We start from the raw sequence: 25,305 nt of genomic DNA on the forward strand, positions 1-25,305 counted from the left end.
CCGGCATCCCCCGACGGAGCGCGAACAGGAGCAGGACCGATGATGACGTTGAAACACGCCCACCATTCCCAGGACGAGGACACCCACCACACCGCCCCCCGCTGGTCGCAGCACGTCACCGAGACCAGCCATGCCCTGGCCCTCAAGCCCGGCATCTTCGAACAGGACGATCCCAAGGACATCGCCCACGGCCTGAAGCAGGCCGCCGATGCCAGCACCCGGCGCCGGGCCCCGCCCTTCCGCTCGGCCATGTCGATGCTGGTGTTCTACATCAACCGTGCCGGCCAATCCCTGCCCCGGCAGCGGCTGGACATCCTGGAACGCGCCAAGGACGAATTGCGCGCGCTCTACGGCAAACCGCGCAAGCTGGCCTGAGCGAAACAACGGGGCGGCGCCGACGCGGCGCCGTCCCGCTCGCACCTTCCGTCAGCGGGAGAACAGCCCCGCATCCTCCGGCGCCAGATACGGTGCCAGCACCTGCGCGGGCACATCCACGGTCTGGGTGCCGTCCGAGTACGGGCCCACCTGATACGGCGGGAAGACGAACCGCAGCGCGGTGATCCTGCCGTCGGCATTCAGCACTGGCTGGAACAGGCTGAAGTTCTCCAGCTTCGGCGCGGTGCCCTCATCGATCATCTGCGTCGCCGACTGCAGCAGGCTGGCGCGGTCCTCGGGCGACATGCCCGGATCGTCGCTGTTCAGCGAGGCGGCGGTGTGCAGCTGCTCGCGCACGTAGCTGCTGACCGCTTCCAGGCCCTTGCCCTGCGCCAGCAGCGACTGGGTGGTCAGCAGCGCCTGCCGCTGCGGCAGCCAGGTGAAGCGCGCCACCAGCGGCTCGCCATGGGCCCCGCCGGTGTAGCGGCTGCCGTTGCCCGCCACGGCCACGATCTGGGGCGTATTGGCGACCAGGTCGAAGGCCAGCGACAGTTCGTACGGTGCGGTCGGCTTTTCCTGACCGAGGTCCTTCACGGCCTCCATCAGCCCCTGGCGCGCGGCGCCGGCGTAGTCGCCCACGGCTTTGGCCAGACCGGGGTACTGGTTGATCTGCGGCGGATAGCTGATGCCGATGACGTAGCGCGGGTCGGATTCGGCCACGTCGGCCAGCGCGGCCTGTGCGGGCGGCGCCGAGACGGCCGGTGCGGTGCTCGCCGGCGTCGTGCCCCCGGCGGGCGTGCTGGCCTGGGGCGGCGCCGGAGACGGGCCGCACGCGGCCAGCAGGCCGGCGACCAGCAGCGGCGGGACGATGGTCTTTCCTTTACCCATGGTGTCATTCCTTACTGGCGAAAAACGGCAGGAGTGTAGCCGGCGGCCGGCGGCATGGCGCCTTCAGGCGCGCAGGTCGGCGTACTCGGGATAGCGCTGCAGGAAGTCGGCGCTGTAGCTGCACACCGGCACGACCTTCCAGCCTTCCTGGCGGGCTTGGTCCAGCGCGGCGCGGACCAGTTCGCTGGCCAGCCCGCGGTTGCGCAGCGCATCGGGCACGAAGGTATGGGTGATGACCATCTGGGCGCCGTGGCGGCGGTACTCCAATGCCGCCCGCTGGCCGTCCTTGTCCAGGAAAAACTTGCCGGCGGCGGGATCATGCTGGACGTCGGACACGGGCGCTGGCCTCGCTGGCTCGCTGGAAAGGGTGCACAGCGTGCCATGCCGGGCGTGAGACCGGCGCATGACAGGGTCTGACACGCAGCGTCACTTTCGCACCGCCGCCGAAGCGCCTGGCGGCGCGCAACGCCCGGTCCGGCGGGGGGCGAAACTGGCATGGAAGCTGCATGGGAGGTTCCCCACGAGCCAAGCGAACCGGAAGGGGGGACGTGCGATGAGCCAGATCGAAGATGCAGGCAGCGACGCCGGCGTGGCGTCCAGCGATTTCACCCTGCTCGAGGGCCTGTACCAGCTTTCCGTGAACGGCCACACCCAGGACTGGGAGTTCGAGCGCCTCAACAACGCCGTGTACGAGCGCCTGCTCTCGTCCTACGGCAGCGACGATGTTCCGTACGACCAAAGCAAGAGCGCGCTGGCAGGATCCTGACCGGCCGCGCCATCGGATTCGCGTTTCACCATTGAAACGGGCAACGGGGGTTGCCCGTTTTTTTGTGCTTTGCGGAGGCGCGTGGCCGGTGACCGCGTTTCCGAGCAGGCTCCCCGACCGCCTCTAGCAGCCGAGCGTTGATCCTCTGCCAGCCCCCTGGCCGTGTCTTGGAATGGCCCGAGGCTCGCGCTCAGTGAAGGCCCGCTTCGGTGGAGCCCTGCTTCCGTGGGAGCCGCCATGGCGGCGATGAGGCGCTATCGGGAAAGCTCCATCGCCGCCATGGCGGCTCCCACAGGGATTCAGTGGACGCCCTGCCGAACAAGGCCTGCGAACCGAAAGATCAGGACTCTTCAACACGAAGCCCCTGCACCCGACGCGCGCGGCAGCGGCCGGCGGGCGGTGACCGCGCCTAGCGAGGCAGGATGCCGAGCGCCCGAGTCAGGGCAGGATGCCCTGACCGAGGGAAGAGCGGACACCGCCCGCCGGACCGCTGCCTCTCCGAAGCCACGAAGCGCAACCGCCGCGCTCCGCGTCGAGCGGAGCGATCCTGCTAGAGAACCTGGCTTACGCCAGCGCGGCCAACCTCAGCCGGCGGCGCTGTCACTTAGCCTTGCCCGGGACCGCTGTTACTTGGCCTTGCCCTGATTGGCCACCGCCTCGGCGGCACGCTTGGCCGCTTCCGGGTCGCCCAGGTAGCGGAAGGACTTGACCTGCAGCTGGTCGTCCAGCTCGAACAGCAGCGGGATGCCGGTGGGGATGTTGAGCTCCAGGATCTCTTCCTTGCTCACGTGGTTGAGGTACTTGTACAGCGCGCGCAGCGAGTTGCCGTGCGCGGTCACCAGCACCGTCTTGCCGTCCTTGAGCGCCGGCGCGATGGCATCGTGCCAGTAAGGCAGCACGCGCTCCAGCGTGGTGGCCAGCGACTCGGTCGCCGGCAGCGCGTTGCGGTCGAGCATGGCGTAGCGCCGGTCCTGCGCCGGATGGCCCGGGTCGGCCGCCTCCATTGGCGGCGGCGGGATGTCGTAGGAACGGCGCCAGATCTTGACCTGCTCCTCGCCGTGCTTGGCCGCGGTCTCGGCCTTGTCCAGGCCCTGCAACGCGCCGTAATGGCGCTCGTTCAGGCGCCAGCTCTTGTGCACCGGCAGCCAGTCCTGGTCCATCTCCTTCAGCGCGCCCTGCAGCGTGTGGATCGCGCGCTTGAGCACCGAGGTATAGGCCACGTCGAACTTCAGGCCCTCTTCCTTCATCAGCTTGCCGGCCGCGGCCGCCTCGGCGCGGCCCTGCTCGGTCAGATCCACGTCCACCCAGCCGGTGAAGCGGTTGGACAGGTTCCATTCGCTCTGGCCGTGGCGCAGCAGGACAAGGGTTCGGCTCACTGGGTGGTTCTCCGCGAAGCTGTCAGGGCCGCCGATTGTAAGGCCAGCGCGTGACGCGCCTACAGGCGGGGCCGGCTCAGTTCGGCCAGGAAGTGCTGCAGCACCTGCGGCTCCATGATCAGCATGAACATGATCCCGTAGGCCGCGCCGGCCAGGTGCGCGCTGTGATTGACGCGATCGCCGCCACGGCGGTCCATCCAGATGCTGTAGACCACGTAGAGCACGGCGAACACGATGGCCGGCATCGGGATCACGAACACCAGGATCTGCGACCACGGCGCCAGCAGGATGAAGGCGAACAGCACCGCCGACACCGCGCCCGAGGCGCCCAGGCTGAAGTAGTTGGGGTCCTTCTGGTGCTTCAGATAGGTCGGCAGGATCGCCATCACCAGCGCCGAGAGATAGAACAGCGGATACGCCCACAGGGTGCCGGTCTGCTGCTCCATGAAGCCTTCGATCTGCCGGCCGAAGAAGAACAGCGTCAGCATGTTGAAGAACAGGTGCATGAAGTCGGCATGGATGAAGCCATGCGTGATCAGCCGATCGTATTGATGGTGCCGATCGATGGCCGGCGGCCACAGGATCAGGCGGTCGGCGACGCGGCGGTTGTTCAGGGCCAGCAGTGAGACGACCACGGTGATGGCGATGAGGATCAGGGTGATCATGCGGTTCCTGTGATCGGGACGAGGGGCGCGGTGCTACGCGACCCGGTAATTGTCCTGCATCGGGTAACGCCGTGCGTAGCCGGCGAAGGCCAGCGCCGCCAGGAAGGCGAACCCGGCGAAGAAGAACATCAGGAATGCCGCCTCGCTCAGGCCGCTGCCGTCGATGTGCGCGGTCACCGTAGCGTTGCGCACGCCGGCGTTGGTCAGCAGCACCCACAGGCTGCCGAAAGTGCTGGCCAGGTACCAGAAGGCCATGATCACGCCCTTCATCGCCACCGGCGCCTGGCTGTAGGCGAACTCCAGCGCCGTGGCCGAGACCAGCACCTCGCCCAGGGTCAACAGCGCATAGGGCAGCGTCTGCCAGGCCAGCGAGACCGGCTCGCCCTCGTCCAGCGCCAGCTGCAGCACGCCCGCCACCACCCAGGCCATGCCGGCCAGGACGATGCCCGCGCCCATGCGCCGCAGCGGCGTGGGATCGAAGCCGATCCTGCGCAGCAGCGGATACAGCACCAGCGCATTGAAGGGGATGATCAGCATCACCAGCAGCGGATTGAGCGCCTGCATCTGCGCCGCGTCCTTGACCAGCCAGCTCGGCCACCACGCCAGATGGTGCGGGATCTGCATGGCCTGGCCCTGCAGCACCCAGGTCGAGGCCTTCTGGTCGAACAGCGAGAAGAACGGCGTGGTCAGCGCGAACACGATCAGGATGCGCAGCACCGCGCGCACGCCGTCGACCGCCGCATCGGGGTGGACGCCACGCGCGCGCTCCAGCTGCAGCGAGGCTCCCGCGCCACCGAAGGCGATCACCAGCCCCAGCGCCAGGCACGCGGCCGCCACGAAGCCCAGCACCGGCGTGGCCGCCAGCGCGCCCACGGCCAGCACCGCGCCCACGCCCGCCAGCACCAGCCCCGGCCTGCCCTGCCCCGGCGCGCGGGCCAGCAGTGCGCTGCGCACCACCTTGAGGAAGGCATGCGGATCGGACGCCGCCGGCGGCACGTGCACGTAGCGGTGCCGGCCCATCCAGAACACGATCGTGGCGATCAGCATCAGCACCCCCGGCACGCCGAAGGCTACCGCCGGGCCGTGGCTGCGCAGCAGGATCGGCGCCAGCAGCGAGGCGAAGAACGAGCCGAAGTTGATGATCCAGTAGAAGGCGTCGAACACCCTGCGCGCCAGGTGCTTGTTGGACTGGTCGAACTGGTCGCCGACGAAGGACACCACCAGCGGCTTGATCCCGCCCGAGCCCAGCGCGATCAGGAACAGTCCGGTGTAGAAGCCCTGCCGGTCATGCTCGAAGATCGCCAGGCAGGCGTGGCCGGCGCAGTAGATCAGCGAGAACCACAGCACGGTGTTGTACTTGCCGAAGTAGCGGTCGGCCAGCCAGCCGCCCAGCAGCGGGAAGAAGTACACCCCGATCACGAAGCTGTGGAACACGTCCTTGGCCATCGCCGCGCGGTCGGCTTCCGGCGCGTGCAGCAGCAGCGTGCCGACCAGGAACGAGGTCAGGATGTTGCGCATCCCGTAGAAGCTGAAGCGCTCGCAGCCTTCGTTGCCGATGATGAAGGGGATCTGGCGCGGCAGGCGGGCCGCGGGCGGGGTGGCGTGCATGGGAACTCGACGGCGAAATTCGAGCGCCAGCTTAGCGAGCACCCTGGCGCGCTTGGCTGACCACCCTGTCAGACCTCTCCTACCCGCGCGCGCAGGCCGTCGCGCGCGGGATCGCTGGCATGATGGCGACCCCTCACGCCACCCGCCCGGTCCCGATGCGCCTGCGCCCCGCCCTGCTCGCCTGTCTGCTGTTGAGTCCCTGGATGCCGGCGGCCGCCGCGCCTGGCGATGCGGCGCTGGTCAGCGTCTCCGAAGCCTCCGGCTTCACCAGGACCGGCCGCTACGAGGAAGTCGGACGCCTGTGCGCCGCCTTCGCCGCGCGCTGGCCGCAGGCGGTGCGCTGTTTCGACTTCGGCACCACGCCCGAGGGCCGCCCGCTGCAGGCCATGGCGATCTCCACCAGCGGCGCGCTCGATCCCGCCGCGGCCCGCGCGCGCGGCCTGCCGGTGGTGCTGATCCAGGGCGGCATCCACCCCGGTGAGATCGATGGCAAGGACGCCGGCTTCCTCGTCGCCCGCCAGCTGCTGGAAGGCCAGCGCGCCAAGGGCGCGCTGGACAAGGTGGTCTGGCTGTTCGTGCCGGTGTTCAACGCCGACGGGCACGAGCGCTTCGGCCCCTGGAACCGCCCCAACCAGCGCGGCCCGGAGGAGATGGGCTTCCGCGCCACCGCGCAGAACCTCAACCTCAACCGCGACTACATGAAGGCCGACGCGCCGGAGATGCAGGCGATGCTGGCCCTGGTCGACGCCTGGGACCCGCTAATCGCCATGGACCTGCACGTCACCGACGGCGCCAAGTTCCGCCACGACATCTCGGTCCAGGTCGAACCCTCGCACGAAGGCGACCCCACCCTGCAGCGCGACGGCCAGGCCCTGCGCGCGGCGATGATCGCGCAGCTGGACCGCCAGGGTTCGCACGCGCTGCCGTTCTACCCCTCGCTGGCCGAGAACGACAATCCGGCCGCCGGCTTCGCCGACGAGATCTATCCGCCGCGCTTCTCGCACGGCTACTTCCAGCTGCGCAACCGCTTCGGCGTGCTGGTGGAGACCCATTCCTGGCTGCGCTATCCGCAGCGCGTGGCGATCACCGGCAATGCCATCGTCGCCGTGCTGCAGCAGGCCGCCGCGCACGGCGCCGCCTGGCGCGGCGATGCGGCCGCGGCCGATCAGGCCGCCACCCGGCTCGGCGGCCAGCCGCAGGTGCTGGACTGGAAGGCCAACAACACCCCGCGCATGATCGACTTCCTCGGCTATGCCTACACGCGCACGCCCTCGGACGTGTCCGGCGGGCTGATGACGCGCTACGACGAAAACACCCCGCAGGTCTGGCACATCCCGCTGCGCGACACGATGGAACCGGCGGTGACCACCACCGCGCCGCGCGCCGGCTACCTGGTGCCGGCAGCCTGGGCGCCGATGGTCGAGCCCAGGCTGCGCGCGCACGGGCTGCAGTACCGCCGCCTCGACGCGGCCCTGGAGGCGCCGGCGCAGGCCTATCGCGCCACCCGCATCGACTTCGACAAGACCTCCACCGAAGGCCGCCAGCGCCTCAGGCTCGCCGGCGCCTGGGCCGACGAATCCGCGCAGCTGCCGGCCGGCAGCCTGTTCGTGCCCATTGCCCAGCCGCGCGCGCGGCTGGTGGTGGCGCTGTTGGACCCGGACGCGCCGGACTCGCTGCTGCAGTGGGGGCTGTTCAACGCCGCGTTCGAGCGCAAGGAATACATGGAGAGCTACGTGGCCGAGGACGTCGCGCGGCAGATGCTGCGCGATCCGCAGGTCAAGGCGGCCTTCGAGCAGCGCCTGAAGGACGATGCGACCTTCGCCGCCAGTCCGCGCGCGCGGCTGGAGTTCTTCGCCCGCCGCCATCCCTCCTGGGATCCGCGTTACGGCCTGTATCCGGTGCTGCGTACCGACCAGCTGCCGCGCTGACCCGCACGCCAGCGCGGGCGCCCGCCCAGACGTGAGTATCCGTGGCGGCGCGCCGCTCTCGGTTTACAAGCCGGGGCGCTGCGACCAAACTGCCGGCTCCAAGCTGAATGGGGAAAGGCATGTCGGGTCGGGGTCCGCGCCCACAAGGATTCTGGCAAGGACGCGGCCGGCTGCTGCTGCTCGCCGTGGTGGCCGCCGCGGTCGCCTGGCAGGCCACGCGCGCGCCCCGGCCGGCCACCGAAAGCACACCGGCGCCGATCGCCACGTCCCAGGCCGGGGCGGCTTCGCCGGCCGATGCCCTGCCCGCCTTCCTGCCGCCCGAGGCGCGCGACACCCTGGCGCTGATCGCCCACGGCGGCCCCTTCCCGCATCCGCAGGACGGCTCGGTCTTCGGCAACTACGAAGGACGCCTGCCTGCCCAGCCGCGCGGCTGGTACCACGAGTACACGGTCCGCACGCCCGGCGTGCCCACGCGCGGCGCGCGCCGGATCATCACGGGGGGCACGCCGCCGCGCGAGTACTGGTACACGGCCGATCACTACGGCAGCTTCCGCCGGTTCCAGGTGCCCCGCCGGTGAACGCCGACCAGGATCCGCACCTGGAGGATGCCAGCCGCGCCGGCGTGTACTTCGTCGGCGCGCAGGATCTGGACGCCCTGGCCGCTTACGCCTTCACCGCGCGGCTGGTCCTGCGGCGCATCGACCTGATGGGCGTGCGCGACAAGCAGACCCTGCTGCTGCGCATCGCGGTCGCGCTGGACTTCCCCCTGGGCACCGGGCGCAACTGGGACGGCCTGCTGGACTGCCTGCGCGACCTGGCCTGGCTGCCCGGCGCCGGCTATGCGCTGCTGCTGGAGAACGCCGGCGAGCTGCACGCGGGCAACGAGGCCGACTTCGACACGCTGGTGGCGGTGCTGGACCAGGCGCAGCTGGCCTGGCGCGAGCGCGGCGTGCCGTTCTGGGCATTCCTGGCGCTGCGCGACAAGGACATCGACGCGCTCGAGGACTAGCGCAGGCGATGCACCGCGCCGGATCGCCAAGCCTTCCAAGCGCCGTCGGGAGCGCGAGCCGCAGGGTGCGCCATGCGATCATGGTGCATGGATGATTTCTCGACACTGCCGCTGAGCGACGCGCTGCGGCGCGGCCTCGACGCCTCCGGCTACACCCGCCCCACCGACATCCAGGCACGCGCGCTGCCGGCCCTGCTCGAGGGGCGCGATGTCATCGCCCAGGCGCCGACCGGCAGCGGCAAGACCGCCGCCTTCGCGCTGGGCCTGCTTTCGCGCGTGGACACCGGCCTGGTCAAGACCCAGGCGCTGGTGCTGTGTCCCACGCGCGAACTGGCCGACCAGGTCGCCCGCGCCGTGCGCCGGCTCGCCGTCGGCCTGCCCAACCTGAAGGTCTCGCTGCTGTGCGGCGGCATGGCCCTGGAGCCGCAGCTGGCCTCGCTCGAACACGACCCGCACGTGGTGGTCGGCACGCCCGGCCGCGTGCAGGAGTTGATGCGCAAGAAGGCCCTGCATCTGAACGGCGTGCGCGTGCTGGTGCTGGACGAGGGCGACCGCATGCTGGACATGGGCTTCGAGGACCAGATCCGCGAGATCGTCGGGCGCACGCCCCGGACCCGCCAGAGCCTGCTGTTCTCGGCCACCTGGCCGGACGCGATCCGTGCCATCGCCCAGGACATGCTGCGCGAACCGCTGGAAGTGGCCGCCGCGGCGACCGCCGCCACCGCGCCGGACATCCTGCAGCGCTTCTGCGAGGTCGAACCCGCCCTGCGGCAGAAGGCACTGGCCGGCCTGCTGCTGGCCCAGCGCGTGGAGCCGGCCGTGGTGTTCTGCAATACCCGCAAGGACGTGGACGAGGTCGCCAACTCCCTGCAGGGCTACGGCTTCTCGGCCCTGGCCCTGCATGGCGACCTGGAGCAGCGCGATCGCGAGGAGGTGCTGGTGCGCTTCGCCGGCGGCAGCTGCAACGTACTGGTGGCCAGCGACGTGGCCGCGCGCGGCCTGGACGTGGAGGACGTGGCCGCGGTGTTCAACTACGAACTGCCGACCGACACCGACACCTATACCCACCGCATCGGCCGCACCGCCCGCGCCGGACGCAGCGGCCTGGCCTTCAGCCTGGTCGCCCCGCGCGAACTGCCGCGGGCGCGGATGCTCGAAGAGCTCTCCGGCGCGCCGCTGGAATGGATGAAGACCCCGCTGGCCACCGGCCGCCCGGCGCAGCCGCCGCGCGCGCCGTTCGCCACCCTGCGCGTGGACGGCGGCAAGAAGGACAAGCTGCGCCCCGGCGACCTGCTCGGCGCCCTGACCGGCGACGCCGGCCTGCCGGGCAGTGCGATCGGCAAGATCATGATCGGCCCGGTGCGCAGCTATGTCGCCGTGCAGGCCGGCCAGGCCGACAAGGCCGTGGCGCGCCTGTCGGCCGGCAAGATCAAGGGCCGCAGCTTCCGCGTGCGCAAGCTCTGAGGATCGTGCCGGCGCTCAGGGCGTCGGCCGCAGCTGCAGCGCGATCCAGGCGCCCAGCGCCACCAGCACCAGCCCACCGGCCAGGCTGACGCCCAGGTTGGCGAAGGCGACCATGCCGCGCCCGGTGCGTGCCAGCATCAGGCTTTCCATCATCAGCGAGGAAAAGGTGGTCAGTCCGCCCAGGATGCCGACCACCAGGAACGCGCGCAGGTACAGCGCCGAGGGCCCGCGGTTCTCCAGCCACACCAGCAGGAAGCCGCCGACCAGCGAGCCGATGAAGTTGGCCGCCAGCGTGCCGTAGGGGAAGCCGCTGCCGAACTGGCGCAGCATCTGCCCGCCGATCCAGAAACGCAGGCCCGCGCCCAGCGCACCGCCGCCCATCACCAGCGCCAGCTGCTGCCACCACAGGGACGGATTCATGCCGCCCCCCGCGAGGCGCGCATCGAGGATTCAGGGGAAGCGGGCGAGGCGTGTTGCGGCATGACGGTCTCCGAAGGATCGAGGCCGGGGCACGCACCTGCCACCCCGGCGCGGGGTTGGGCAGGCATCATCAGCACGGCGGTTCGCGCCGCCGGCGGTTCGAGGAGGAATGCCATCTCCTGTGGGCCGCGACGATAGCCGCTTCAGCGCGCCTTGTCAGCCCGCGCCTGCGCGCGCGCCGCGCGCAGGGCATCGAGCTTCTGCTTGAGCTTGATCTCCAGCCCGCGCTCGACCGGCTGATAGTAGACGCGCTCGCCCATCGCATCGGGGAAGCCGGTCTGGTCCAGCGCGATGCCGCCCTCGGCATCGTGGTCGTACTGATAGCCTTGGCCGTAGCCCAGGCCCTTCATCAGCTTGGTCGGCGCGTTGCGCAGGTGCATCGGCACCTCCTGGGTGCCGGTCTCGCGGACCTCGGCCTTGGCCTGGTTAAAGGCGGCATAGCCGGCGTTGGACTTGGCGGTGGAGGCCAGGTACAGCACCAGCTGCGCCAGGGCGAGTTCGCCCTCCGGGCTGCCCAGGCGCTCATAGATGTCCCAGGCCTCCAGCGCCATCTGCTGGGCGCGCGGATCGGCCAGGCCGATGTCCTCGATCGCCATGCGCGTGAGGCGGCGCGCCAGATACGCCCGGTCGCAGCCGCCATCGAGCATGCGCGTGAGCCAGTACAGCGCCGAATCCGGATTGGAGCTGCGCACCGACTTGTGCAGCGCCGAGATCTGGTCGTAGAACTGCTCGCCGCCCTTGTCGAAGCGGCGCGTGCGGTCGGCCAGCACCTGCACCAGCGTGGCCTCGGTGACCTGGCCGCCCTCGTCCACCGCCAGCTCGGCGGCGATCTCAAGCAGCGTCAGCGCGCGGCGCACGTCGCCATCGGCCGCGCCGGCGATCTGCATCAGCGCCTCATCGGAGACCTCCAGCCCCTGCCCGCCCAGCCCGCGATCGCTGTCTTCCAGCGCATGGCGCAGCGCCTGGGCGATGTCGGCCGGCGATACCGCCTCCATCACGTGCACGCGGCAGCGCGAGAGCAGCGCCGAGTTCAGCTCGAAGGACGGGTTCTCGGTGGTCGCGCCGACGAACAGGATCGTGCCGCGCTCGATATGCGGCAGGAACGCATCCTGCTGGCCCTTGTTGAAGCGGTGCACCTCGTCGACGAACAGCACCGTGCGCCGCCCCTGGGCGAAGCGGTGCGCGGCCTCGGCCAGCACCTGGCGCACCTCCGGCAGGCCGGAGAGCACGGCGGAGATCGCCTTGAACTCCGCATCGGCGTACTGCGCCAGCAGCAGCGACAGCGTGGTCTTGCCGCAGCCCGGCGGCCCCCACAGGATCATCGAATGCACGCGGCCCGATTCGACCGCGCGGCGCAGCGCCGTGCCCGGCGCGAGCAGGCGGCGCTGGCCGACCATCTCGTCCAGCGTGCGCGGGCGCATGCGCTCGGCCAGCGGCTGCAGCGCGCTGCGATCGACGCTCAGCAGATCGTCGGTGGGAGGCGGGGAAGTGCGGGTGCGGGCCACACCGCCATTGTAGGCGGTGCGCGCCCAGCCGTCGTCGCGGCCGGTTTACTGCGCCGCGCCGACCACATCCACGCCCGCGGCCGGCTTGTAGCTGAAGGTGCCGGCGGCAAAGGCCGGGTTGCGCTTCCAGCCGCTGAACTCCACCTCGGTGCGCTGGCCGACCGCATCGGTCACCTTCATGCGCTTGAGCTGGCCATTGGCGAAACCCAGTTCGGCCACCTCGAAACCGCTGGTCGCATCGTCCCGCTTGGGCGTCAGCGTCATCCACTCCAGGCCCCGCGCGGCCGGGGCCTGGGAGACGTCGAACTTCGCGTCCAGCTCCTTCGGCTTGAGCAGCGCGGCCAGCGGGCTGCTCTGCGCCTCGCTGCCCTGGTCGCGCACGGTGGCCTGCTGCAGGTCCGGCTCGTAGATCCAGACCTTCCGGCCGTCGGCCACGATCAGTTGCTCGTAGGGCTTGGAGTATTCCCAGCGGAACAGGTCCGGCGTGGACAGCGCCACGCGGCCGCTGGAGCGCTCCTTCACCGCGCCGTTGGCGTTGTAGACGGTCTGGCTGAACTGCCCGTCCAGGCCCTTGAGGCCGTTGGTGAAGGCGACCAGCTCGGCGCGCGCGTCGGCCAGCGCGGTGCCGGCCAGCAGCACCGTGCCCAGCACGGCCATTTTCAGCATGCGGATCATGCAAACACCCCTGATGTCGTGATGCGGCAAGTGTGACGCGTCCAATCTGAATCGGCGGGCCATGGCGGTGCCGCCGAACGGGCGGGATCGGCTGCAGGCCCGCGCGGCAGGCGAGGCAACCTCGACGATCCACGGAAGGATGGGCGGACGGCGCTACGCCGCTCCACCGAAGTTCCCCGCCGCTTCAGCGCGGCGGCGGTGCCAGGACGCTGCGGTCGCCGTTGTGCTCGGGCGCGCTGACCACGCCGGCCGCTTCCATCGCCTCGACCAGGCGCGCGGCGCGGTTGTAGCCGATCTTCAGGCGGCGCTGCACGCCGGAAATCGAAGCGCGGCGCGTCTCGGTGACGATCTGCACGGCCTGGTCGTAGAGCGGATCGGCTTCCGGGTCGTCGCTGCCGGCCGATTCGGGCAGGCCGGTCGCGCCGACCACCACGCCATCGCCCATGGTCTGCACCTCTTCCAGCACGCCTTCGATGTAGTCCACCGGGCCACTGGCCTTGAGGTGCTCGACCACGCGGTGCACCTCCTCGTCGGAGACGAAGGCGCCGTGCACGCGGTCCGGCATGGCGGTACCCGGCGGCAGGTAGAGCATGTCGCCATGGCCCAGCAGGGTCTCGGCGCCGGACTGGTCCAGGATGGTGCGCGAGTCGATCTTGGAACTGACCTGGAAGGCGATGCGGGTCGGGATGTTGGCCTTGATCAGGCCGGTGATCACGTCCACCGAAGGGCGCTGGGTGGCCAGGATCAGGTGGATGCCGGCCGCGCGCGCCTTCTGCGCCAGGCGGGCGATGAGTTCTTCGACCTTCTTGCCGACGATCATCATCATGTCGGCGAACTCGTCGATGAAGATCACGATGAACGGCAGCGTGTCCAGCTGCCGCGGCATCTCGTCCAGGTCCGGATTGGGCTTGAACAGCGGATCCATGAGCGGCTGGCCGGCGTCCTGGGCGTCCTTGACCTTCTTGTTGAAGCCGGCCAGGTTGCGCACGCCCACCGCGCTCATCAGCTTGTAGCGGCGCTCCATCTCGGCCACGCACCAGCGCAGGCCGTTGGCGGCCTCCTTCATGTCGGTGACCACCGGCGCCAGCAGGTGCGGGATGCCCTCGTAGACGCTCAGCTCCAGCATCTTCGGGTCGATCATCAGCATGCGCAGTTCTTTCGGGCTGGCCTTGTAGAGCAGGCTCAGCACCATGGCGTTGACCGCCACCGACTTGCCCGAGCCGGTGGTACCGGCCACCAGCAGGTGCGGCATGCGCGCCAGGTCGGCCACCGTCGGCTGGCCGGCGATGCCCTTGCCCAGCGCCAGGGTCAGCGGGCTGGCCGACTTGTCGTATTCCTTGGAGCGCAGCAGCTCGGAGAGATAGATCATCTCGCGGCTGGTGTTGGGGATCTCCAGGCCGATCACCGACTTGCCCGGGATCACGTCGACCACGCGCACCGCCTTGACCGACAGGCCGCGGGCGATGTCCTTGTCCAGCGAGGAGATCTGGCTGACCTTCACCCCCGGCGCCGGCTCCAGCTCGAAGCGGGTGATCACCGGGCCCGGATAGGCGCCGACCACCTGCACGTCGATGCGGAAGTCCTTGAGCTTGAACTCGATCTGCCGCGAGAGCACTTCCAGCGTCTCTTCCGAATAGCCCTTGGCCTGCGGCTTGGGATCGTCCAGCAGGGCCAGCGGCGGCAGGCCGTCGGCCGTGCCGCCGGTGCCGTGGAACAGCGGGATCTGGGTCTCGCGCTTGGCACGCTCGCTCTTTTCCACCACCGGCGCGGCCGGCGGCTCGATCTTCACCGGCTCGCGCTTGGCGCGCACCTCGGCGTCGGCCTTGCGCACTTCCTGGCGCTGCTCGCGCAGGGTGCGGGTCTGCTGCCAGTCCTCGGCCTGCTTGCTACCCCGGCGCAGCAGGTCCGGCAGCGCCGACACGCCCTGCCCGATCCGCTCCATCACCGCGAACCACGACAGCCCGGTCGCCAGGGTCACCGACACCAGGAACAGCACCAGCAGGAACAGGTTGCCGCCCAGCGCGCCGAACAGCATCTCCAGCGAGCGCCCGACCAGGCGCCCGAGGATGCCGCCGGGCCCGTTGGCGATGTCCACCGCCGAAACGTGGCGCACGTAGAGCAGCCCCGAGGCGGAGATCAGGAATCCGACCATGCCCACCAGGCGCAGCGCCGGGCCCAGGTCCGACTCGCCGTCGCCGTCCTTGTCCATGCCGAACAGCGCGATCCAGGCGATCGCGCCCAGGATGATCGGCAACAGGAAGGCCACATAGCCGAAGAAGCCCAGCAGCAGGTCGGCCACGGTCGCGCCCACCCGGCCGCCGACGTTGTGGATCTGCCCGGTCACGCTGACCGACTGGGTCCAGCTGGGGTCGCTGGGCGAATAGGTGAACAGGCAGGCCAGCAGGTACAGCAGCACCGGCGCGATCACGATCAGCGCCAGGTCGCGCCACAGGCGCTGACGACGGGGATTGGGCGGCGTGGACGGCTTGGTGCGGCGCGCGGCGGGGGCGCCTTTGGATTTGCCGCGTTCCGGGAGCGCTTTTGCCACCTTGGGATCCGACCTCAGGAATATCGTGTTAGTGCTTGATACTAAACGAATCGAATCCGGAATTCAGCGCCGCCTTGGAGCGCGGCGGCCGTCGCGCCCGGATCGGCGCGCGAGCCCTGCGGGAGGGACGCGGCCCTGGTGCATTCCATCGGCGCGCCTTGATTCGCCCCCGCCCCACCGTCACCCTATGCGTGGTCCGCAGCACGCCCGATGACACCGGCTTGCGCGCTTTTCAGCCCACTTTTTCGAGTATACATGAGCACTTCCAAGCACAGCCGCCTGCTGATCCTGGGCTCCGGCCCGGCAGGCTGGACGGCCGCGGTCTACGCCGCGCGCGCCAATCTCAAGCCCGTGGTCGTGACCGGCCTGCAGCAGGGCGGCCAGCTGATGACCACCACCGAGGTGGACAACTGGCCGGGCGACGCCCATGGGCTGATGGGCCCGGACCTGATGGCGCGCATGCAGGCCCATGCCGAGCGCTTCGAGACCGAGGTCATCTTCGACCACATCCACACCGCCGACCTGTCCCAGCGCCCGTTCAAGCTGTCCGGCGACAGCCACGAGTACACCTGCGACGCGCTGATCATCGCCACCGGCGCCACGGCCAAGTACCTGGGGCTGGAGTCGGAGGAGGCCTTCAAGGGCCGCGGCGTGTCGGCCTGCGCGACCTGCGACGGGTTCTTCTACCGCGAGCAGGACGTGGCCGTGGTCGGCGGCGGCAACACCGCCGTGGAAGAGGCGCTGTACCTGTCCAACATCGCCAACAAGGTCTATCTGGTCCACCGCCGCGACACCCTGCGCGCGGAGAAGATCATGCAGGACAAGCTGCAGGCCAAGATCGACGCCGGCAAGATCGTGCCGGTCTGGCACCACGTCGTGGACGAGGTGCTGGGCGACGAGGCCGGGGTCACCGGCCTGCGGGTCAAGTCGGTGCTGGATGGCAGCACGCAGGACCTGAAGGTGCACGGCTTCTTCGTGGCCATCGGCCACACGCCCAACACCAGCCTGTTCGAGGGCCAGCTGGGCATGAACAACGGCTACCTGACCATCCAGTCCGGCCTGGACGGCAACGCGACCCAGACCACGGTGCCGGGCGTGTTCGCCGCCGGCGACGTGGCCGACCAGCACTACCGCCAGGCGATCACCTCGGCCGGCTTCGGCTGCATGGCCGCGCTGGACGCCGAGCGCTACCTGGACAAGGGCGCCTGACCCCGACCCAGGCGGTGGTCTCGCTGGGAATGGACGCCCATGGCCTGCTGAGGGCCTGGGTGCTCGACGGCGGTTGGCTGGCCCTGCCGATCGCCGCCGTTCTGCTGTGGGGCCTGTGGCGGGCGCGCCGGCGTGGCCCGCGCGTGATGTTGGCCACCCTGCTCGCCGGCGATCTGCTGTTCGCCTGGGCACGCTTCGCCGAGCCGAATCTGCTGCGGACACGCCACACCGTGTTGGCGGGCACCGGCGCCAGCGCCCGCATCGCGCTGATCGGCGACCCGCATGTCGGCCTGTTCAAGGGCGCCGATTTTCTGAAGCGCGTGGTCGAGCGCACCAACGCCGAACATCCCGACGCGGTCCTGATCGCCGGCGACCTCACCTACCAGCCGCAGGGCCAGTCGCTCGACGCGCTGCTGGCGCCGTTGGCCAGGCTCGAGGCCCCGACCTACGCCGTGCTGGGCAACCACGACCAGGGCAGGCCCGGCCGGGACATCGACCGTGCCCTGCGCCAGGCGCTGGCACGCCAGGGCGTGCAGGTGATCGAAGGCCGCGCGCTGCCGTTCAAGGGCTTCACCCTGGCCGGCCTGGGCGATCGCTGGGCGGGCAAGGACGATGCGCGCTTGCTCGATGCCCTGCCCGCCGACCGGCCGCTGCTGGTCCTTGCCCACAACCCCGACAGCGCCGACCGGCTGCGCAGCCGCCCGCATCTGCTGGTGCTGGCCGGGCATACGCACGGCGGGCAGCTGCGGATTCCGTGGCTGTACCGGCGCGTGCTGCCGGTTGAACACGGCTTCGACCAGGGCGAACAGACCTACGACGGCCCGCAAGGCCGCATCCGCGTGTACACCACCGGCGGCGTAGGCGAGAGCGGGCTGCCCCTGCGGCTGTTCAACCCGCCCACCATCGACCTGCTGGAGCTGAGCCCGTAGCATCGGGGATTCCATGCTGAAGCTTCGTGCGCTGCCCTCGCTGTCGTCGATTCCGCCCGCCACCTGGGACGCGCTGTACGACGGCCGCAATCCCTTCGTGCGCCACGCCTTCCTGTCCGGCCTGGAGCAGACCGGCTGCCTGCGCAGCGACTGGGGCTGGACCCCGCACCACCTCACGCTGTGGGACGGCGATACCCTGGTCGCCGCCGCGCCGGGCTATCTGAAGACCAACTCGCACGGCGAGTTCGTGTTCGACCACGCCTGGGCGAACGCCTACGCGCGCTATGGCCAGGACTACTACCCCAAGTGGCTGTGCGCGGTGCCCTACTCGCCCGTGACCGGACCGCGCCTGCTTGCCCGCGACGCGGCGGCGCGCCAGGCGCTGCTGACGGCCATCTGCGGCTATGTCGCCCGCAACGACCTGTCCTCGGCGCATGTGAATTTCCATACCGAGGCCGAGGACGCGGCCTTCGACCCGACTTGGCTGGCGCGAACCGACCTCCAGTACCAGTGGCAGAACGTCGCCGGTTGGCAGGACTTCGACGGCTTCCTGGGCGCGATGGACCACAAGCACCGCAAGAACATCCGCCAGGAACGCGCCAAGGTCGCCCGGGCGGGCGTGCGCTTCCGCGTGGTCCATGGCGACGAGGCCAGCGAGGACGACCTGGAGGCGATGTACGGCTTCTATCTGCAGACCTTCCACGAGTACGGCAACTCGCCGGCGCTGACCCTGGAATTCCTGCAGCACCTGGCGGCGACGATGCCGCGCGCGCTGGTGATCTTCCTGGCCCAGCACGAGGACCGCCCGGTCGCCGGCGCGCTGTGCCTGCGCGGCGGCGACACGCTGTACGGCCGCTACTGGGGCGCCGATGCGACCCTGGCCGGCCTGCATTTCGAGACCTGCTACTACCAGGGCATCGACTACTGCCTGCGCGAGGGCCTGACCCGGTTCGAACCCGGCGCGCAGGGTGTGCACAAGATCGCGCGCGGCTTCCTGCCCACCTTCGTGCGCAGCCGGCACTGGATCGCCGACCCGGAGTTCCGCGCGGCGCTGGCGCGCTGGTGCCAGGAGGAGGAGGCCTCCGTGCGCGAACACGCCGGCATCCTGGCCGCGCGCGCGCCGTTCCGCGCCTCGCAGGCGGACTAGCCGGTGACCCGACGCCTGCCGTTCCTGCTCGACACCGATCCGGCTTCGCCGTTCCCCGACCCGGCCCTGGCCCTGCGCGAACCGGACGGCCTGCTGGCCGTCGGCGGCGATCTGCACCCGGCGCGTCTGCTCAACGCCTATCGCGCCGGGGTCTTCCCCTGGTACTCGGAAGGCCAGCCGCTGCTGTGGTGGTCGCCCGATCCGCGCACCGTGTTCCGCACCGACGGCGTGCATCTGTCCAGGCGCCTGCGCCGCCAGCTGCGCGGCAACGGCTGGACGCTGCGCGCCGACACCGCCTTCGCCCAGGTCGTCGCCGCCTGCGCCAGCGCGCCGCGCCCCGGGCAGGACGGCACCTGGATCACCGCGCAGATGCAGGCGGCCTACCTGGCCCTGCACCGGCTCGGCCAGGCGCACAGCCTGGAGGTCTGGGACGGCCCACGGCTCGCCGGCGGCATCTACGGCGTGGCAGTCGGGCGGATGTTCTTCGGCGAGAGCATGTTCAGCGCGGTCTCCGGCGGCTCCAAGGCCGCGCTCGCCGGCCTGGCGCACGTGCTGCGCGGCTGGGGCTGGCCGCTGATCGACGCCCAGGTCGAGAACGACCACCTGCTGCGCATGGGCGCGACCAGCATGCCGCGCGCCGCCTTCCTGGCCGAGGTCGCGCGCCAGGCCGCCCTGCCCGATGCCCCGGGCGCGTGGACCGACCGCGTCGGCGCGCTGCAGGTTGCTGATCTGGCAGGCATTTAACGGGAATTTTGCGACAGGCCGCCGCGCGGGGTACAATACCCGGCTTCGCGGGCCAGCACGTCCGCTCCCGCACTCTCAGCAGGCTTCCATGTCGAAAGACGATTCAATCGAATTCGAAGGCGCCGTCACCGAGACGCTGCCCAACACCATGTTCCGCGTGCGCCTGGAAAACGGCCACGAGATCATCGCCCACATCTCCGGTCGCATGCGCAAGAACTACATCCGCATCCTGACCGGCGACAAGGTCAAGGTCGAAATGACGCCCTACGACCTGACCAAGGGCCGCATCACCTACCGCATGAAGTAAACCGCCCCGGCGGTTTTCACCAAAGGCAGCCTCCCGCAGGCTGCCTTTTCGTTTGCGCGCGATTCGGTGCCCTTCTTCACGTGGGCTGAAAAAGATCCGTCTCTGGATCGAGAGCGACCGTTGCAAGTGCGTGTACTGGCTTCGGTGGGACAGCGGGCCGGCGGGCCGTGGCCGCTTATCCCTCGATCAGGGCATCTTGCCCTGACTCGGGCGCTCGGCGTCCCGCCTCGCTAGGCGCGACCACGGCCCGCCGGCTCGCTGCCTCGCGCGTCATGCTCCAACACTTCGTTCAAAGCAGTCCTGTTCTATTCGCAGCAGAGCCTCGACCCGGGCGGGCGCGCGGAGAGCGGACCAGGAATGGCCCGCGACGGCGAGTCAGCCAGGAGGGCGGACCGAGCCAAGGAGCCGTGCCAGGCCGGGGCAAGGCCGGTTGGCGGAGTCGCTTCCCGCTTTCGCTCTGCCGCAGGACAAAAAGAAAGCGGCCCGAAGGCCGCTTTCCTGTTCTGGCACGCCGGACGGCGCTTACTCCACCGTCGCCGGCAGCAGGCGCTCGGGCTCGGACTGGCTGGTGACGACCAGTTCGTCGTCGACCACGTCGATGCTGACCTTGCCGCCGTCGATGAGCTTGCCGAACAGCAGCTCGTCGGCCAGCGGGCGCTTGATCTTGTCCTGGATCACGCGCGCCATCGGGCGGGCGCCCATCTGCGGATCGAAGCCATGCTGGGCCAGCCAGTCGCGCGCGGCCGGCGTGGCCGACAGCGTGACGTGCTTTTCGTGCAGCAGCAGCTCCAGCTCGATCAGGAACTTGTCGACCACGCGCAGGATGTGGTCGAAGCCCAGCGCCTGGAACTGCACGATCGCATCGAGGCGGTTGCGGAACTCCGGCGTGAACCCGCGGCGGATCACTTCCATCGCATCGGTGGAATGGTCCTGCTTGGTGAAGCCGATCGAACGACGCGAAGCCTGCGCGGCACCGGCGTTGGTCGTCATCACCAGGATCACGTTCTTGAAGTTCGCCTCGCGCCCGTTGGTATCGGTCAGCACGCCGCGGTCCATGACCTGCAGCAGGATGTTGAAGATGTCCGGGTGCGCCTTCTCCACCTCGTCCAGCAGCAGCACGCAGTGCGGCGTCTTGACGATCTTCTCGGTCAGCAGGCCGCCCTGGTCAAAGCCGACATAGCCCGGCGGCGCGCCGATCAGACGACTGATCGAGTGCGGCTCCATGTACTCGGACATGTCGAAGCGCACCAGCTCGATGCCCAGCTGCATCGCCAGCTGCCGGGTGACCTCGGTCTTGCCCACGCCGGTCGGGCCGGCGAACAGGAAGTTGCCGATCGGCTTCTCCGGATTGCCCAGGCCGGAGCGCGCCAGCTTGATGGCCGAGGCCAGCGACTCGATCGCCGGATCCTGGCCGAAGATGACCATCTTCAGGTTGCGCTCCAGGTGCTGCAGCACGTCCTTGTCGGTCGCGCTGACCTGCTTGGCCGGGATGCGCGCCATCTTGGCCACGATCGTCTCGATCTCCTCGATGTCGATCAGCTGCTTGCGCTGGTCCTCGGGCAGCAGGCGCTGGCGGGCGCCGGCCTCGTCGATGACGTCGATGGCCTTGTCCGGCAGCAGGCGGTCGCCGATGTGCTTGACCGACAGGTCCACCGCCGCCTGCAGCGCCTCGTCGGCGTAGCTGACGTTGTGGTGGGCCTCGTACTTGGGCTTGAGGCCTTGCAGGATCTCGTAGGACTCGGCGATGGTCGGCTCGATCACGTCGATCTTCTGGAAGCGCCGCGCCAGTGCGCGGTCCTTCTCGAAGATGCCACGGTATTCCTGGAAGGTGGTCGAGCCGATGCAGCGCAGCTCGCCCGAGGCCAATGCCGGCTTGATCAGGTTCGAGGCGTCCATCGTGCCGCCCGAGGCCGAGCCGGCACCGATGATGGTGTGGATCTCGTCGATGAACAGCACCGCATTGGGCACCTTCTTCAGCGCGCTCAGCACCGCCTTGAGGCGCTTCTCGAAGTCGCCGCGGTACTTGGTGCCGGCCACCAGGGCGCCGAGGTCCAGCGAATAGATGACCGCGTCCTCCAGCACCTCGGGCACGTCACCGTCGACGATGCGCTTGGCCAGGCCTTCGGCCAGGGCGGTCTTGCCCACGCCGGCCTCGCCCACGTACAGCGGGTTGTTCTTGCGGCGGCGGCACAGGACCTGGATAGTGCGCTCGATTTCCTCGGCACGCCCCACCAGCGGATCGATCCTGCCGTTGCGCGCGGCCTCGTTGAGGTTGCTGGCGTACTCGGCCAGGGCGTCTCCCTTGGCCTCGCCCTCGCCCGCCTCGGCCTTGCCGGCCTCGCCCGGCTCGCCGGATGGCGCGGCCTCGCCATCGCCCTGCTTGGCGATGCCGTGGGAAAGGTAGTTGACGACGTCCAGCCGGGTCACGTCCTGCTGGTTGAGGAAGTAGACGGCGTGCGAGTCCTTTTCGCCGAAGATCGCCACCAGCACGTTGGCGCCGGTGACCTCCTTCTTGCCCGAGGACTGGACGTGGTAGACCGCACGCTGGAGGACGCGCTGGAACCCCAGCGTGGGCTGGGTGTCGCGGCCGTCGTCCTCGGCCAGGCGCGAGACCGAGGCCTCGACCGCCTGGTCCAGGTCGGTGCGCAGGCGCGCGGTGTCGGCGCCGGTCGCCTTGAGGACGGCCTGCGCGGAGGGGTTGTCGAGAAGGGCGAGCAGCAGGTGCTCCACGGTCATGAACTCATGGCGTGCCTCGCGGGCGCGCTTGTAGCACTGGCCGATGGTCTGCTCGAGGTCTTTGCTGAACATGGATGGCTCCCAACTGCTGTTGCCAACAATATGCGGCCTGTCGCCGGGATTTCCACAACCCCGTTGGAACTGGGTGTTCAGCCGGCGCTGGGGACCGGTCCGCCCTGGATCAGGACTGTTCCATGGTGCACAGCAAAGGGTGCTGGCTCATCCGGGAATACTCGTTGACCTGGGCGACCTTGGACTCCGCCACCTCGCGCGTGTAGACGCCGCACACGCCGCGCCCGCGGGTATGGACGTGCAGCATCACCTGGGTGGCCTTCTCCAGGTCCATGTTGAAGAACTGCTGCAGCACCGTGATGACGAAATCCATCGGCGTGTAGTCGTCGTTGAGCAGCAGGACCTGATACAGCGGTGGCGGCGCGACCTCGGGCTTGCCGGTCTCGACCAGGACGCCGTGGTCATGCTCGTGTTGGGGGGAACGGGGCATGGGGCAATTATACGGATTGGACGAGGTGCGTCTGCGCACGCACAATTTGCGCACCTTCGCGCGCGTTTCAAGCCGGACGCCGGCCTGGATTCGTCCGCCACTGTCCCGATATCGGGTCAATCTTCTTTCAAAGGAATCACCTTTCCGTGAGTGTCGCCGAAGACCGCATCTGGCAACCGGATACCACCGTGGCCACCGTGGTGGTGCGCGAGGGCCGCCTGCTGATGGTCGAGGAATACGCCGAGGGCCGGCTGGTGCTCAACCAGCCGGCCGGCCACCTGGAGCCGGACGAGCACCTGTTCGACGCCGCCGTGCGCGAGACGCTGGAGGAAAGCGCCTGGACGGTACGCCTGAGCCACTTCGTCGGCGCCTACCAGTGGACGGCCGAGACCGGCCGCCAGTACCTGCGCATGGCCTTCGCCGGCGAGGCGGTCGCCCACCACGCCGAGCGCGCCCTGGACGAGGGCATCGTGCGCGCGCTGTGGATGACCCCGGACGAACTGCGTCAGGCCGCCCCGCGCCATCGCAGCCCGCTGGTGTGGCAGGTCGCGGCCGACTACCTGGCCGGCCGTCGCTTCCCGCTCTCGGCCGTGAGCCGGCTGGCATGAGCGCGACCCCGCGCGTGGTGGTGGGCGTGTCCGGCGGCGTGGATTCGTCGGTGGCGGCGCTGCAGCTGGTCCGGTCCGGCGTGCCGGTGGCGGGCCTGTTCATGCAGAACTGGTCCGATGACGGTGCGGGCCAGACGCAGGACAGCGCGGGCGTCGCCGAAGGCGCGGCCGCCCTCCCCGGCGGACAGACCTCGACGGCGGGCGGATGCCGCGCCGAAGAGGATCGCCGCGACGCGGTGGCCGTCTGCGGGCGGCTCGGCATTCCCTTCCATTTCCGCGATTTCTCGAAGGAGTACTGGGACGGGGTGTTCGCCCACTTCCTGGCCGAGTACGCCGCCGGGCGCACGCCCAATCCGGACGTGCTGTGCAACCGCGAGGTCAAGTTCAAGCATTTCATCGATGCCGCGCGCACGCTGGGCGCCGAGAAGATCGCCACCGGCCACTACGCGCGCGTCGAGCAGCGCGGCGGCCGCTGGCACCTGCTGCGCGGCGTCGATACCGGCAAGGACCAGAGCTACTTTCTGCACCAGCTCGGGCAGGAGCAGCTGGCAGCCACGCTGTTCCCGGTCGGCCACCTGCACAAGCCGGACCTGCGCGGCCTGGCCCGCGAGGCCGGGCTGCCGGTGCACGACAAGAAGGACTCCACCGGCATCTGCTTCATCGGCGAGCGCGATTTCCGCCAGTTCCTGGGCCAGTACCTGCCGGCCAGAACCGGCGAGATGCGCGACCCTGACGGTGCGGTCATCGGCCAGCATCCGGGCGTGTTCTTCTTTACCCTTGGCCAGCGCGAAGGCCTGAACATCGGCGGCGTGCGCGGCCGCGCGGCCGCGCCGTGGTACGTGGTCGGCAAGGACGTCGCCGAGAACGTGCTGTACGTCGACCAGGACAGCGCCAGCCCCTATTTGCAGTCCACGCGGCTGCGCAGCGAGACGATGCACTGGGTGGCCGGAAGCCCGCCCGCGGCACGTTTCGACTGCCACGCGCAGACCCGTTACCGCCAGGCCGCGCAGGCCTGCACGGTCTATGTCCTGGAGGATGGAACGCTGGATATCCAATTCGCCCGCCCGCAGCGGGCCGTCACCCCCGGCCAGTCGGTGGTGCTCTACGACGGCGATGATTGCCTGGGTGGCGCGGTGATCGACCGCACCGACGCGCCGCTGGAACTGCGCCTGCGGGAGCGCGCCGCATGAGCGCGCCCCTGCCCGAACGCGTGCTGGCCCTGGCCGCCCTGGCCCAGTCGCTGTCCCAGGTGCGCCGCATCGCCGAGACCGGTCATTCGGACAATGGCGCGACCGGCGTGGTGCTGGACAGCGTGTTCCGCATGGATGCCGAATCCACCGAAGCGGTCTACGAGCGCGTGGCCAACCTCGGCCCCGGCCTGCGCCTGGTGCGCGACTACTTCAGTGGCGAGAACAAGGACGAATCGCTGCCGCGCCTGGCGCTGGCGGTGATGCAGGTCGAGCGCCGCTTCGTGCGCGATCGGGAAACCGTGGCCGCGGTCAGCGGTGGCCTGGAGGAGATCGCCCCGCAGGCCGGCGAACGCGGCAGCACCCATCCGGACGTGCTGATGGCGCTGGGCACGCTGTACGCCGACACCATCAGCCACCTGCGCCCGCGGGTGATGGTCCAGGGCAACCCGCACTATCTCGCCCAGCCGGGCGTGGTCTCGGAGATCCGCGCGATCCTGCTCGCCGCGGTCCGCGCCGCCGTGCTCTGGCGCCAGCTGGGCGGCAGCCTGTGGGACTTCGTGTTCGCGCGCAAGGCGATGGTCAGCGCCGCGCGGGACTGGCTCAAGGCCTGAGTCGCGCCTGCGCGGGGCGCCTGGCGCGCTCTTCG

25 protein-coding genes and 1 riboswitch are annotated in these 25,305 nt (G+C 69.8%); of the genes, 14 read left to right on the top strand and 11 right to left on the bottom strand.

What is annotated here, in order from left to right; all coding sequences use genetic code 11:
• Positions 1-42 precede the first annotated feature (42 nt).
• Positions 43-375 (top strand): DUF3175 domain-containing protein, encoded by a 333-nt coding sequence (locus LAJ50_RS10655; RefSeq protein WP_224096295.1) that lies wholly within the window; start codon positions 43-45, stop codon positions 373-375.
• Positions 376-426: 51 nt separating this feature from the next.
• On the opposite strand, the gene LAJ50_RS10660 is transcribed toward LAJ50_RS10655, so the two are convergent.
• Complete coding sequence (locus LAJ50_RS10660) at positions 427-1,263, bottom strand: DUF3298 and DUF4163 domain-containing protein (RefSeq protein WP_138651013.1); 837 nt, start codon at positions 1,261-1,263, stop codon at positions 427-429.
• Between the two features lie 63 nt (positions 1,264-1,326).
• On the bottom strand, positions 1,327-1,599 hold the full coding sequence (locus tag LAJ50_RS10665; protein WP_224096296.1) for a GNAT family N-acetyltransferase: 273 nt from the start codon (positions 1,597-1,599) through the stop codon (positions 1,327-1,329).
• 217 nt (positions 1,600-1,816) lie between these two features.
• Here LAJ50_RS10665 and LAJ50_RS10670 point away from each other — a divergent pair, with 217 nt between their 5' ends.
• Positions 1,817-2,029, top strand: coding sequence for a hypothetical protein (locus LAJ50_RS10670; RefSeq protein WP_130552416.1), 213 nt, complete (start codon positions 1,817-1,819; stop codon positions 2,027-2,029).
• Between the two features lie 626 nt (positions 2,030-2,655).
• Here the strand turns inward: LAJ50_RS10670 and gpmA are convergent.
• The 3 genes from gpmA to LAJ50_RS10685 are packed head-to-tail and all read right to left on the bottom strand — an operon-like array spanning position 2,656 to position 5,678.
• Positions 2,656-3,405, bottom strand: a complete 750-nt coding sequence (gene gpmA / locus LAJ50_RS10675) for a 2,3-diphosphoglycerate-dependent phosphoglycerate mutase (protein ID WP_138651011.1) — start codon at positions 3,403-3,405, stop codon at positions 2,656-2,658.
• Positions 3,406-3,464: 59 nt separating this feature from the next.
• Positions 3,465-4,070, bottom strand: coding sequence for a rhomboid family intramembrane serine protease (locus LAJ50_RS10680; protein WP_138651010.1), 606 nt, complete (start codon positions 4,068-4,070; stop codon positions 3,465-3,467).
• 33 nt (positions 4,071-4,103) lie between these two features.
• Positions 4,104-5,678: an oligopeptide:H+ symporter gene (locus LAJ50_RS10685; RefSeq protein ID WP_138651009.1), complete on the bottom strand. Its 1,575-nt coding sequence runs from the start codon at positions 5,676-5,678 to the stop codon at positions 4,104-4,106.
• Positions 5,679-5,833: 155 nt separating this feature from the next.
• On the opposite strand from LAJ50_RS10685, the gene LAJ50_RS10690 reads away from it, so the two are divergent.
• From LAJ50_RS10690 to dbpA, 4 genes are all read left to right on the top strand, one after another.
• The gene (locus tag LAJ50_RS10690) at positions 5,834-7,606 is read left to right on the top strand and encodes a M14 family metallopeptidase (protein ID WP_138651126.1); all 1,773 of its coding nucleotides are present in this window, start codon (positions 5,834-5,836) and stop codon (positions 7,604-7,606) included.
• A gap of 119 nt (positions 7,607-7,725) precedes the next feature.
• Positions 7,726-8,184, top strand: a complete 459-nt coding sequence (locus tag LAJ50_RS10695) for a ribonuclease domain-containing protein (protein WP_138651008.1) — start codon at positions 7,726-7,728, stop codon at positions 8,182-8,184.
• Complete coding sequence (locus LAJ50_RS10700; protein ID WP_138651007.1) at positions 8,181-8,615, top strand: barstar family protein; 435 nt, start codon at positions 8,181-8,183, stop codon at positions 8,613-8,615. Before LAJ50_RS10695 ends, LAJ50_RS10700 begins: the two co-directional genes overlap by 4 nt.
• Before the next feature lie 87 nt (positions 8,616-8,702).
• A complete protein-coding gene (gene dbpA, locus LAJ50_RS10705) occupies positions 8,703-10,079 on the top strand; it encodes an ATP-dependent RNA helicase DbpA (RefSeq protein WP_138651006.1) in 1,377 nt (458 codons plus the stop codon).
• 15 nt (positions 10,080-10,094) lie between these two features.
• Here dbpA and crcB read toward each other — a convergent pair whose 3' ends face one another.
• The 4 genes from crcB to LAJ50_RS10725 all read right to left on the bottom strand — a co-directional run bounded on the left by crcB (position 10,095) and on the right by LAJ50_RS10725 (position 15,287).
• The gene (crcB, locus tag LAJ50_RS10710) at positions 10,095-10,499 is read right to left on the bottom strand and encodes a fluoride efflux transporter CrcB (RefSeq protein ID WP_130552423.1); all 405 of its coding nucleotides are present in this window, start codon (positions 10,497-10,499) and stop codon (positions 10,095-10,097) included.
• A gap of 114 nt (positions 10,500-10,613) precedes the next feature.
• Positions 10,614-10,688: riboswitch (Fluoride riboswitch) on the bottom strand.
• Positions 10,689-10,702: 14 nt separating this feature from the next.
• On the bottom strand, positions 10,703-11,980 hold the full coding sequence (locus tag LAJ50_RS10715) for a replication-associated recombination protein A (RefSeq protein WP_224096571.1): 1,278 nt from the start codon (positions 11,978-11,980) through the stop codon (positions 10,703-10,705).
• Between the two features lie 129 nt (positions 11,981-12,109).
• Positions 12,110-12,739 carry an outer membrane lipoprotein chaperone LolA gene (gene lolA / locus LAJ50_RS10720; RefSeq protein ID WP_138651004.1) on the bottom strand — a complete coding sequence of 210 codons (630 nt, stop codon included), beginning with the start codon at positions 12,737-12,739 and terminating at the stop codon, positions 12,110-12,112.
• A gap of 184 nt (positions 12,740-12,923) precedes the next feature.
• A complete protein-coding gene (locus LAJ50_RS10725; RefSeq protein ID WP_130552426.1) occupies positions 12,924-15,287 on the bottom strand; it encodes a DNA translocase FtsK in 2,364 nt (787 codons plus the stop codon).
• A gap of 255 nt (positions 15,288-15,542) precedes the next feature.
• Here LAJ50_RS10725 and trxB point away from each other — a divergent pair, with 255 nt between their 5' ends.
• From trxB to infA, 5 genes are all read left to right on the top strand, one after another.
• Positions 15,543-16,496, top strand: coding sequence for a thioredoxin-disulfide reductase (trxB, locus tag LAJ50_RS10730; protein ID WP_130518568.1), 954 nt, complete (start codon positions 15,543-15,545; stop codon positions 16,494-16,496).
• 29 nt (positions 16,497-16,525) lie between these two features.
• Positions 16,526-17,425, top strand: coding sequence for a metallophosphoesterase (locus tag LAJ50_RS10735; protein ID WP_171044506.1), 900 nt, complete (start codon positions 16,526-16,528; stop codon positions 17,423-17,425).
• Positions 17,426-17,438: 13 nt separating this feature from the next.
• A complete protein-coding gene (locus LAJ50_RS10740; RefSeq protein WP_138651003.1) occupies positions 17,439-18,572 on the top strand; it encodes a GNAT family N-acetyltransferase in 1,134 nt (377 codons plus the stop codon).
• A 3-nt stretch (positions 18,573-18,575) separates the two neighbouring features.
• The gene (aat, locus tag LAJ50_RS10745) at positions 18,576-19,316 is read left to right on the top strand and encodes a leucyl/phenylalanyl-tRNA--protein transferase (protein WP_130552429.1); all 741 of its coding nucleotides are present in this window, start codon (positions 18,576-18,578) and stop codon (positions 19,314-19,316) included.
• A gap of 88 nt (positions 19,317-19,404) precedes the next feature.
• Complete coding sequence (gene infA / locus LAJ50_RS10750) at positions 19,405-19,623, top strand: translation initiation factor IF-1 (protein WP_130518576.1); 219 nt, start codon at positions 19,405-19,407, stop codon at positions 19,621-19,623.
• 522 nt (positions 19,624-20,145) lie between these two features.
• On the opposite strand, the gene clpA is transcribed toward infA, so the two are convergent.
• Both clpA and clpS read right to left on the bottom strand, forming a co-directional pair.
• Positions 20,146-22,431, bottom strand: a complete 2,286-nt coding sequence (gene clpA, locus LAJ50_RS10755) for an ATP-dependent Clp protease ATP-binding subunit ClpA (RefSeq protein WP_138651002.1) — start codon at positions 22,429-22,431, stop codon at positions 20,146-20,148.
• Positions 22,432-22,540: 109 nt separating this feature from the next.
• Positions 22,541-22,861, bottom strand: a complete 321-nt coding sequence (gene clpS, locus LAJ50_RS10760) for an ATP-dependent Clp protease adapter ClpS (protein WP_130552431.1) — start codon at positions 22,859-22,861, stop codon at positions 22,541-22,543.
• 146 nt (positions 22,862-23,007) lie between these two features.
• Here clpS and LAJ50_RS10765 point away from each other — a divergent pair, with 146 nt between their 5' ends.
• Genes LAJ50_RS10765 through hflD form a run of 3 tightly spaced genes read left to right on the top strand, consistent with a single transcriptional unit; the run spans position 23,008 to position 25,270 of the window.
• Positions 23,008-23,469 carry an NUDIX hydrolase gene (locus tag LAJ50_RS10765; RefSeq protein WP_130552432.1) on the top strand — a complete coding sequence of 154 codons (462 nt, stop codon included), beginning with the start codon at positions 23,008-23,010 and terminating at the stop codon, positions 23,467-23,469.
• Positions 23,466-24,659 carry a tRNA 2-thiouridine(34) synthase MnmA gene (gene mnmA, locus LAJ50_RS10770; RefSeq protein ID WP_138651001.1) on the top strand — a complete coding sequence of 398 codons (1,194 nt, stop codon included), beginning with the start codon at positions 23,466-23,468 and terminating at the stop codon, positions 24,657-24,659. The genes LAJ50_RS10765 and mnmA overlap by 4 nt, the downstream gene beginning before the upstream one ends.
• A complete protein-coding gene (gene hflD, locus LAJ50_RS10775; protein ID WP_130552434.1) occupies positions 24,656-25,270 on the top strand; it encodes a high frequency lysogenization protein HflD in 615 nt (204 codons plus the stop codon). The genes mnmA and hflD overlap by 4 nt, the downstream gene beginning before the upstream one ends.
• The last annotated feature ends 35 nt before the right edge of the window (positions 25,271-25,305 follow it).

It is taken from the genome of Pseudoxanthomonas sp. X-1 (assembly GCF_020042665.1).
Classification (GTDB): domain Bacteria; phylum Pseudomonadota; class Gammaproteobacteria; order Xanthomonadales; family Xanthomonadaceae; genus Pseudoxanthomonas_A; species Pseudoxanthomonas_A spadix_A.

What these genes read in the sequence shown, in the direction of transcription:
- LAJ50_RS10655 (WP_224096295.1), top strand. Translation starts at nt 43, where the DNA reads ATGACGTTGAAACACGCCCACCATTCCCAGGACGAGGACACCCACCAC.
- LAJ50_RS10660 (WP_138651013.1), bottom strand. Translation starts at nt 1,263, where the DNA reads ATGGGTAAAGGAAAGACCATCGTCCCGCCGCTGCTGGTCGCCGGCCTG.
- LAJ50_RS10670 (WP_130552416.1), top strand. Translation starts at nt 1,817, where the DNA reads ATGAGCCAGATCGAAGATGCAGGCAGCGACGCCGGCGTGGCGTCCAGC.
- LAJ50_RS10680 (WP_138651010.1), bottom strand. Translation starts at nt 4,070, where the DNA reads ATGATCACCCTGATCCTCATCGCCATCACCGTGGTCGTCTCACTGCTG.
- LAJ50_RS10685 (WP_138651009.1), bottom strand. Translation starts at nt 5,678, where the DNA reads ATGCACGCCACCCCGCCCGCGGCCCGCCTGCCGCGCCAGATCCCCTTC.
- LAJ50_RS10690 (WP_138651126.1), top strand. Translation starts at nt 5,834, where the DNA reads ATGCGCCTGCGCCCCGCCCTGCTCGCCTGTCTGCTGTTGAGTCCCTGG.
- LAJ50_RS10695 (WP_138651008.1), top strand. Translation starts at nt 7,726, where the DNA reads ATGTCGGGTCGGGGTCCGCGCCCACAAGGATTCTGGCAAGGACGCGGC.
- dbpA (WP_138651006.1), top strand. Translation starts at nt 8,703, where the DNA reads ATGGATGATTTCTCGACACTGCCGCTGAGCGACGCGCTGCGGCGCGGC.
- crcB (WP_130552423.1), bottom strand. Translation starts at nt 10,499, where the DNA reads ATGAATCCGTCCCTGTGGTGGCAGCAGCTGGCGCTGGTGATGGGCGGC.
- LAJ50_RS10715 (WP_224096571.1), bottom strand. Translation starts at nt 11,980, where the DNA reads ATGCGCCCGCGCACGCTGGACGAGATGGTCGGCCAGCGCCGCCTGCTC.
- lolA (WP_138651004.1), bottom strand. Translation starts at nt 12,739, where the DNA reads ATGATCCGCATGCTGAAAATGGCCGTGCTGGGCACGGTGCTGCTGGCC.
- trxB (WP_130518568.1), top strand. Translation starts at nt 15,543, where the DNA reads ATGAGCACTTCCAAGCACAGCCGCCTGCTGATCCTGGGCTCCGGCCCG.
- LAJ50_RS10735 (WP_171044506.1), top strand. Translation starts at nt 16,526, where the DNA reads ATGGACGCCCATGGCCTGCTGAGGGCCTGGGTGCTCGACGGCGGTTGG.
- LAJ50_RS10740 (WP_138651003.1), top strand. Translation starts at nt 17,439, where the DNA reads ATGCTGAAGCTTCGTGCGCTGCCCTCGCTGTCGTCGATTCCGCCCGCC.
- infA (WP_130518576.1), top strand. Translation starts at nt 19,405, where the DNA reads ATGTCGAAAGACGATTCAATCGAATTCGAAGGCGCCGTCACCGAGACG.
- clpA (WP_138651002.1), bottom strand. Translation starts at nt 22,431, where the DNA reads ATGTTCAGCAAAGACCTCGAGCAGACCATCGGCCAGTGCTACAAGCGC.
- clpS (WP_130552431.1), bottom strand. Translation starts at nt 22,861, where the DNA reads ATGCCCCGTTCCCCCCAACACGAGCATGACCACGGCGTCCTGGTCGAG.
- mnmA (WP_138651001.1), top strand. Translation starts at nt 23,466, where the DNA reads ATGAGCGCGACCCCGCGCGTGGTGGTGGGCGTGTCCGGCGGCGTGGAT.
- hflD (WP_130552434.1), top strand. Translation starts at nt 24,656, where the DNA reads ATGAGCGCGCCCCTGCCCGAACGCGTGCTGGCCCTGGCCGCCCTGGCC.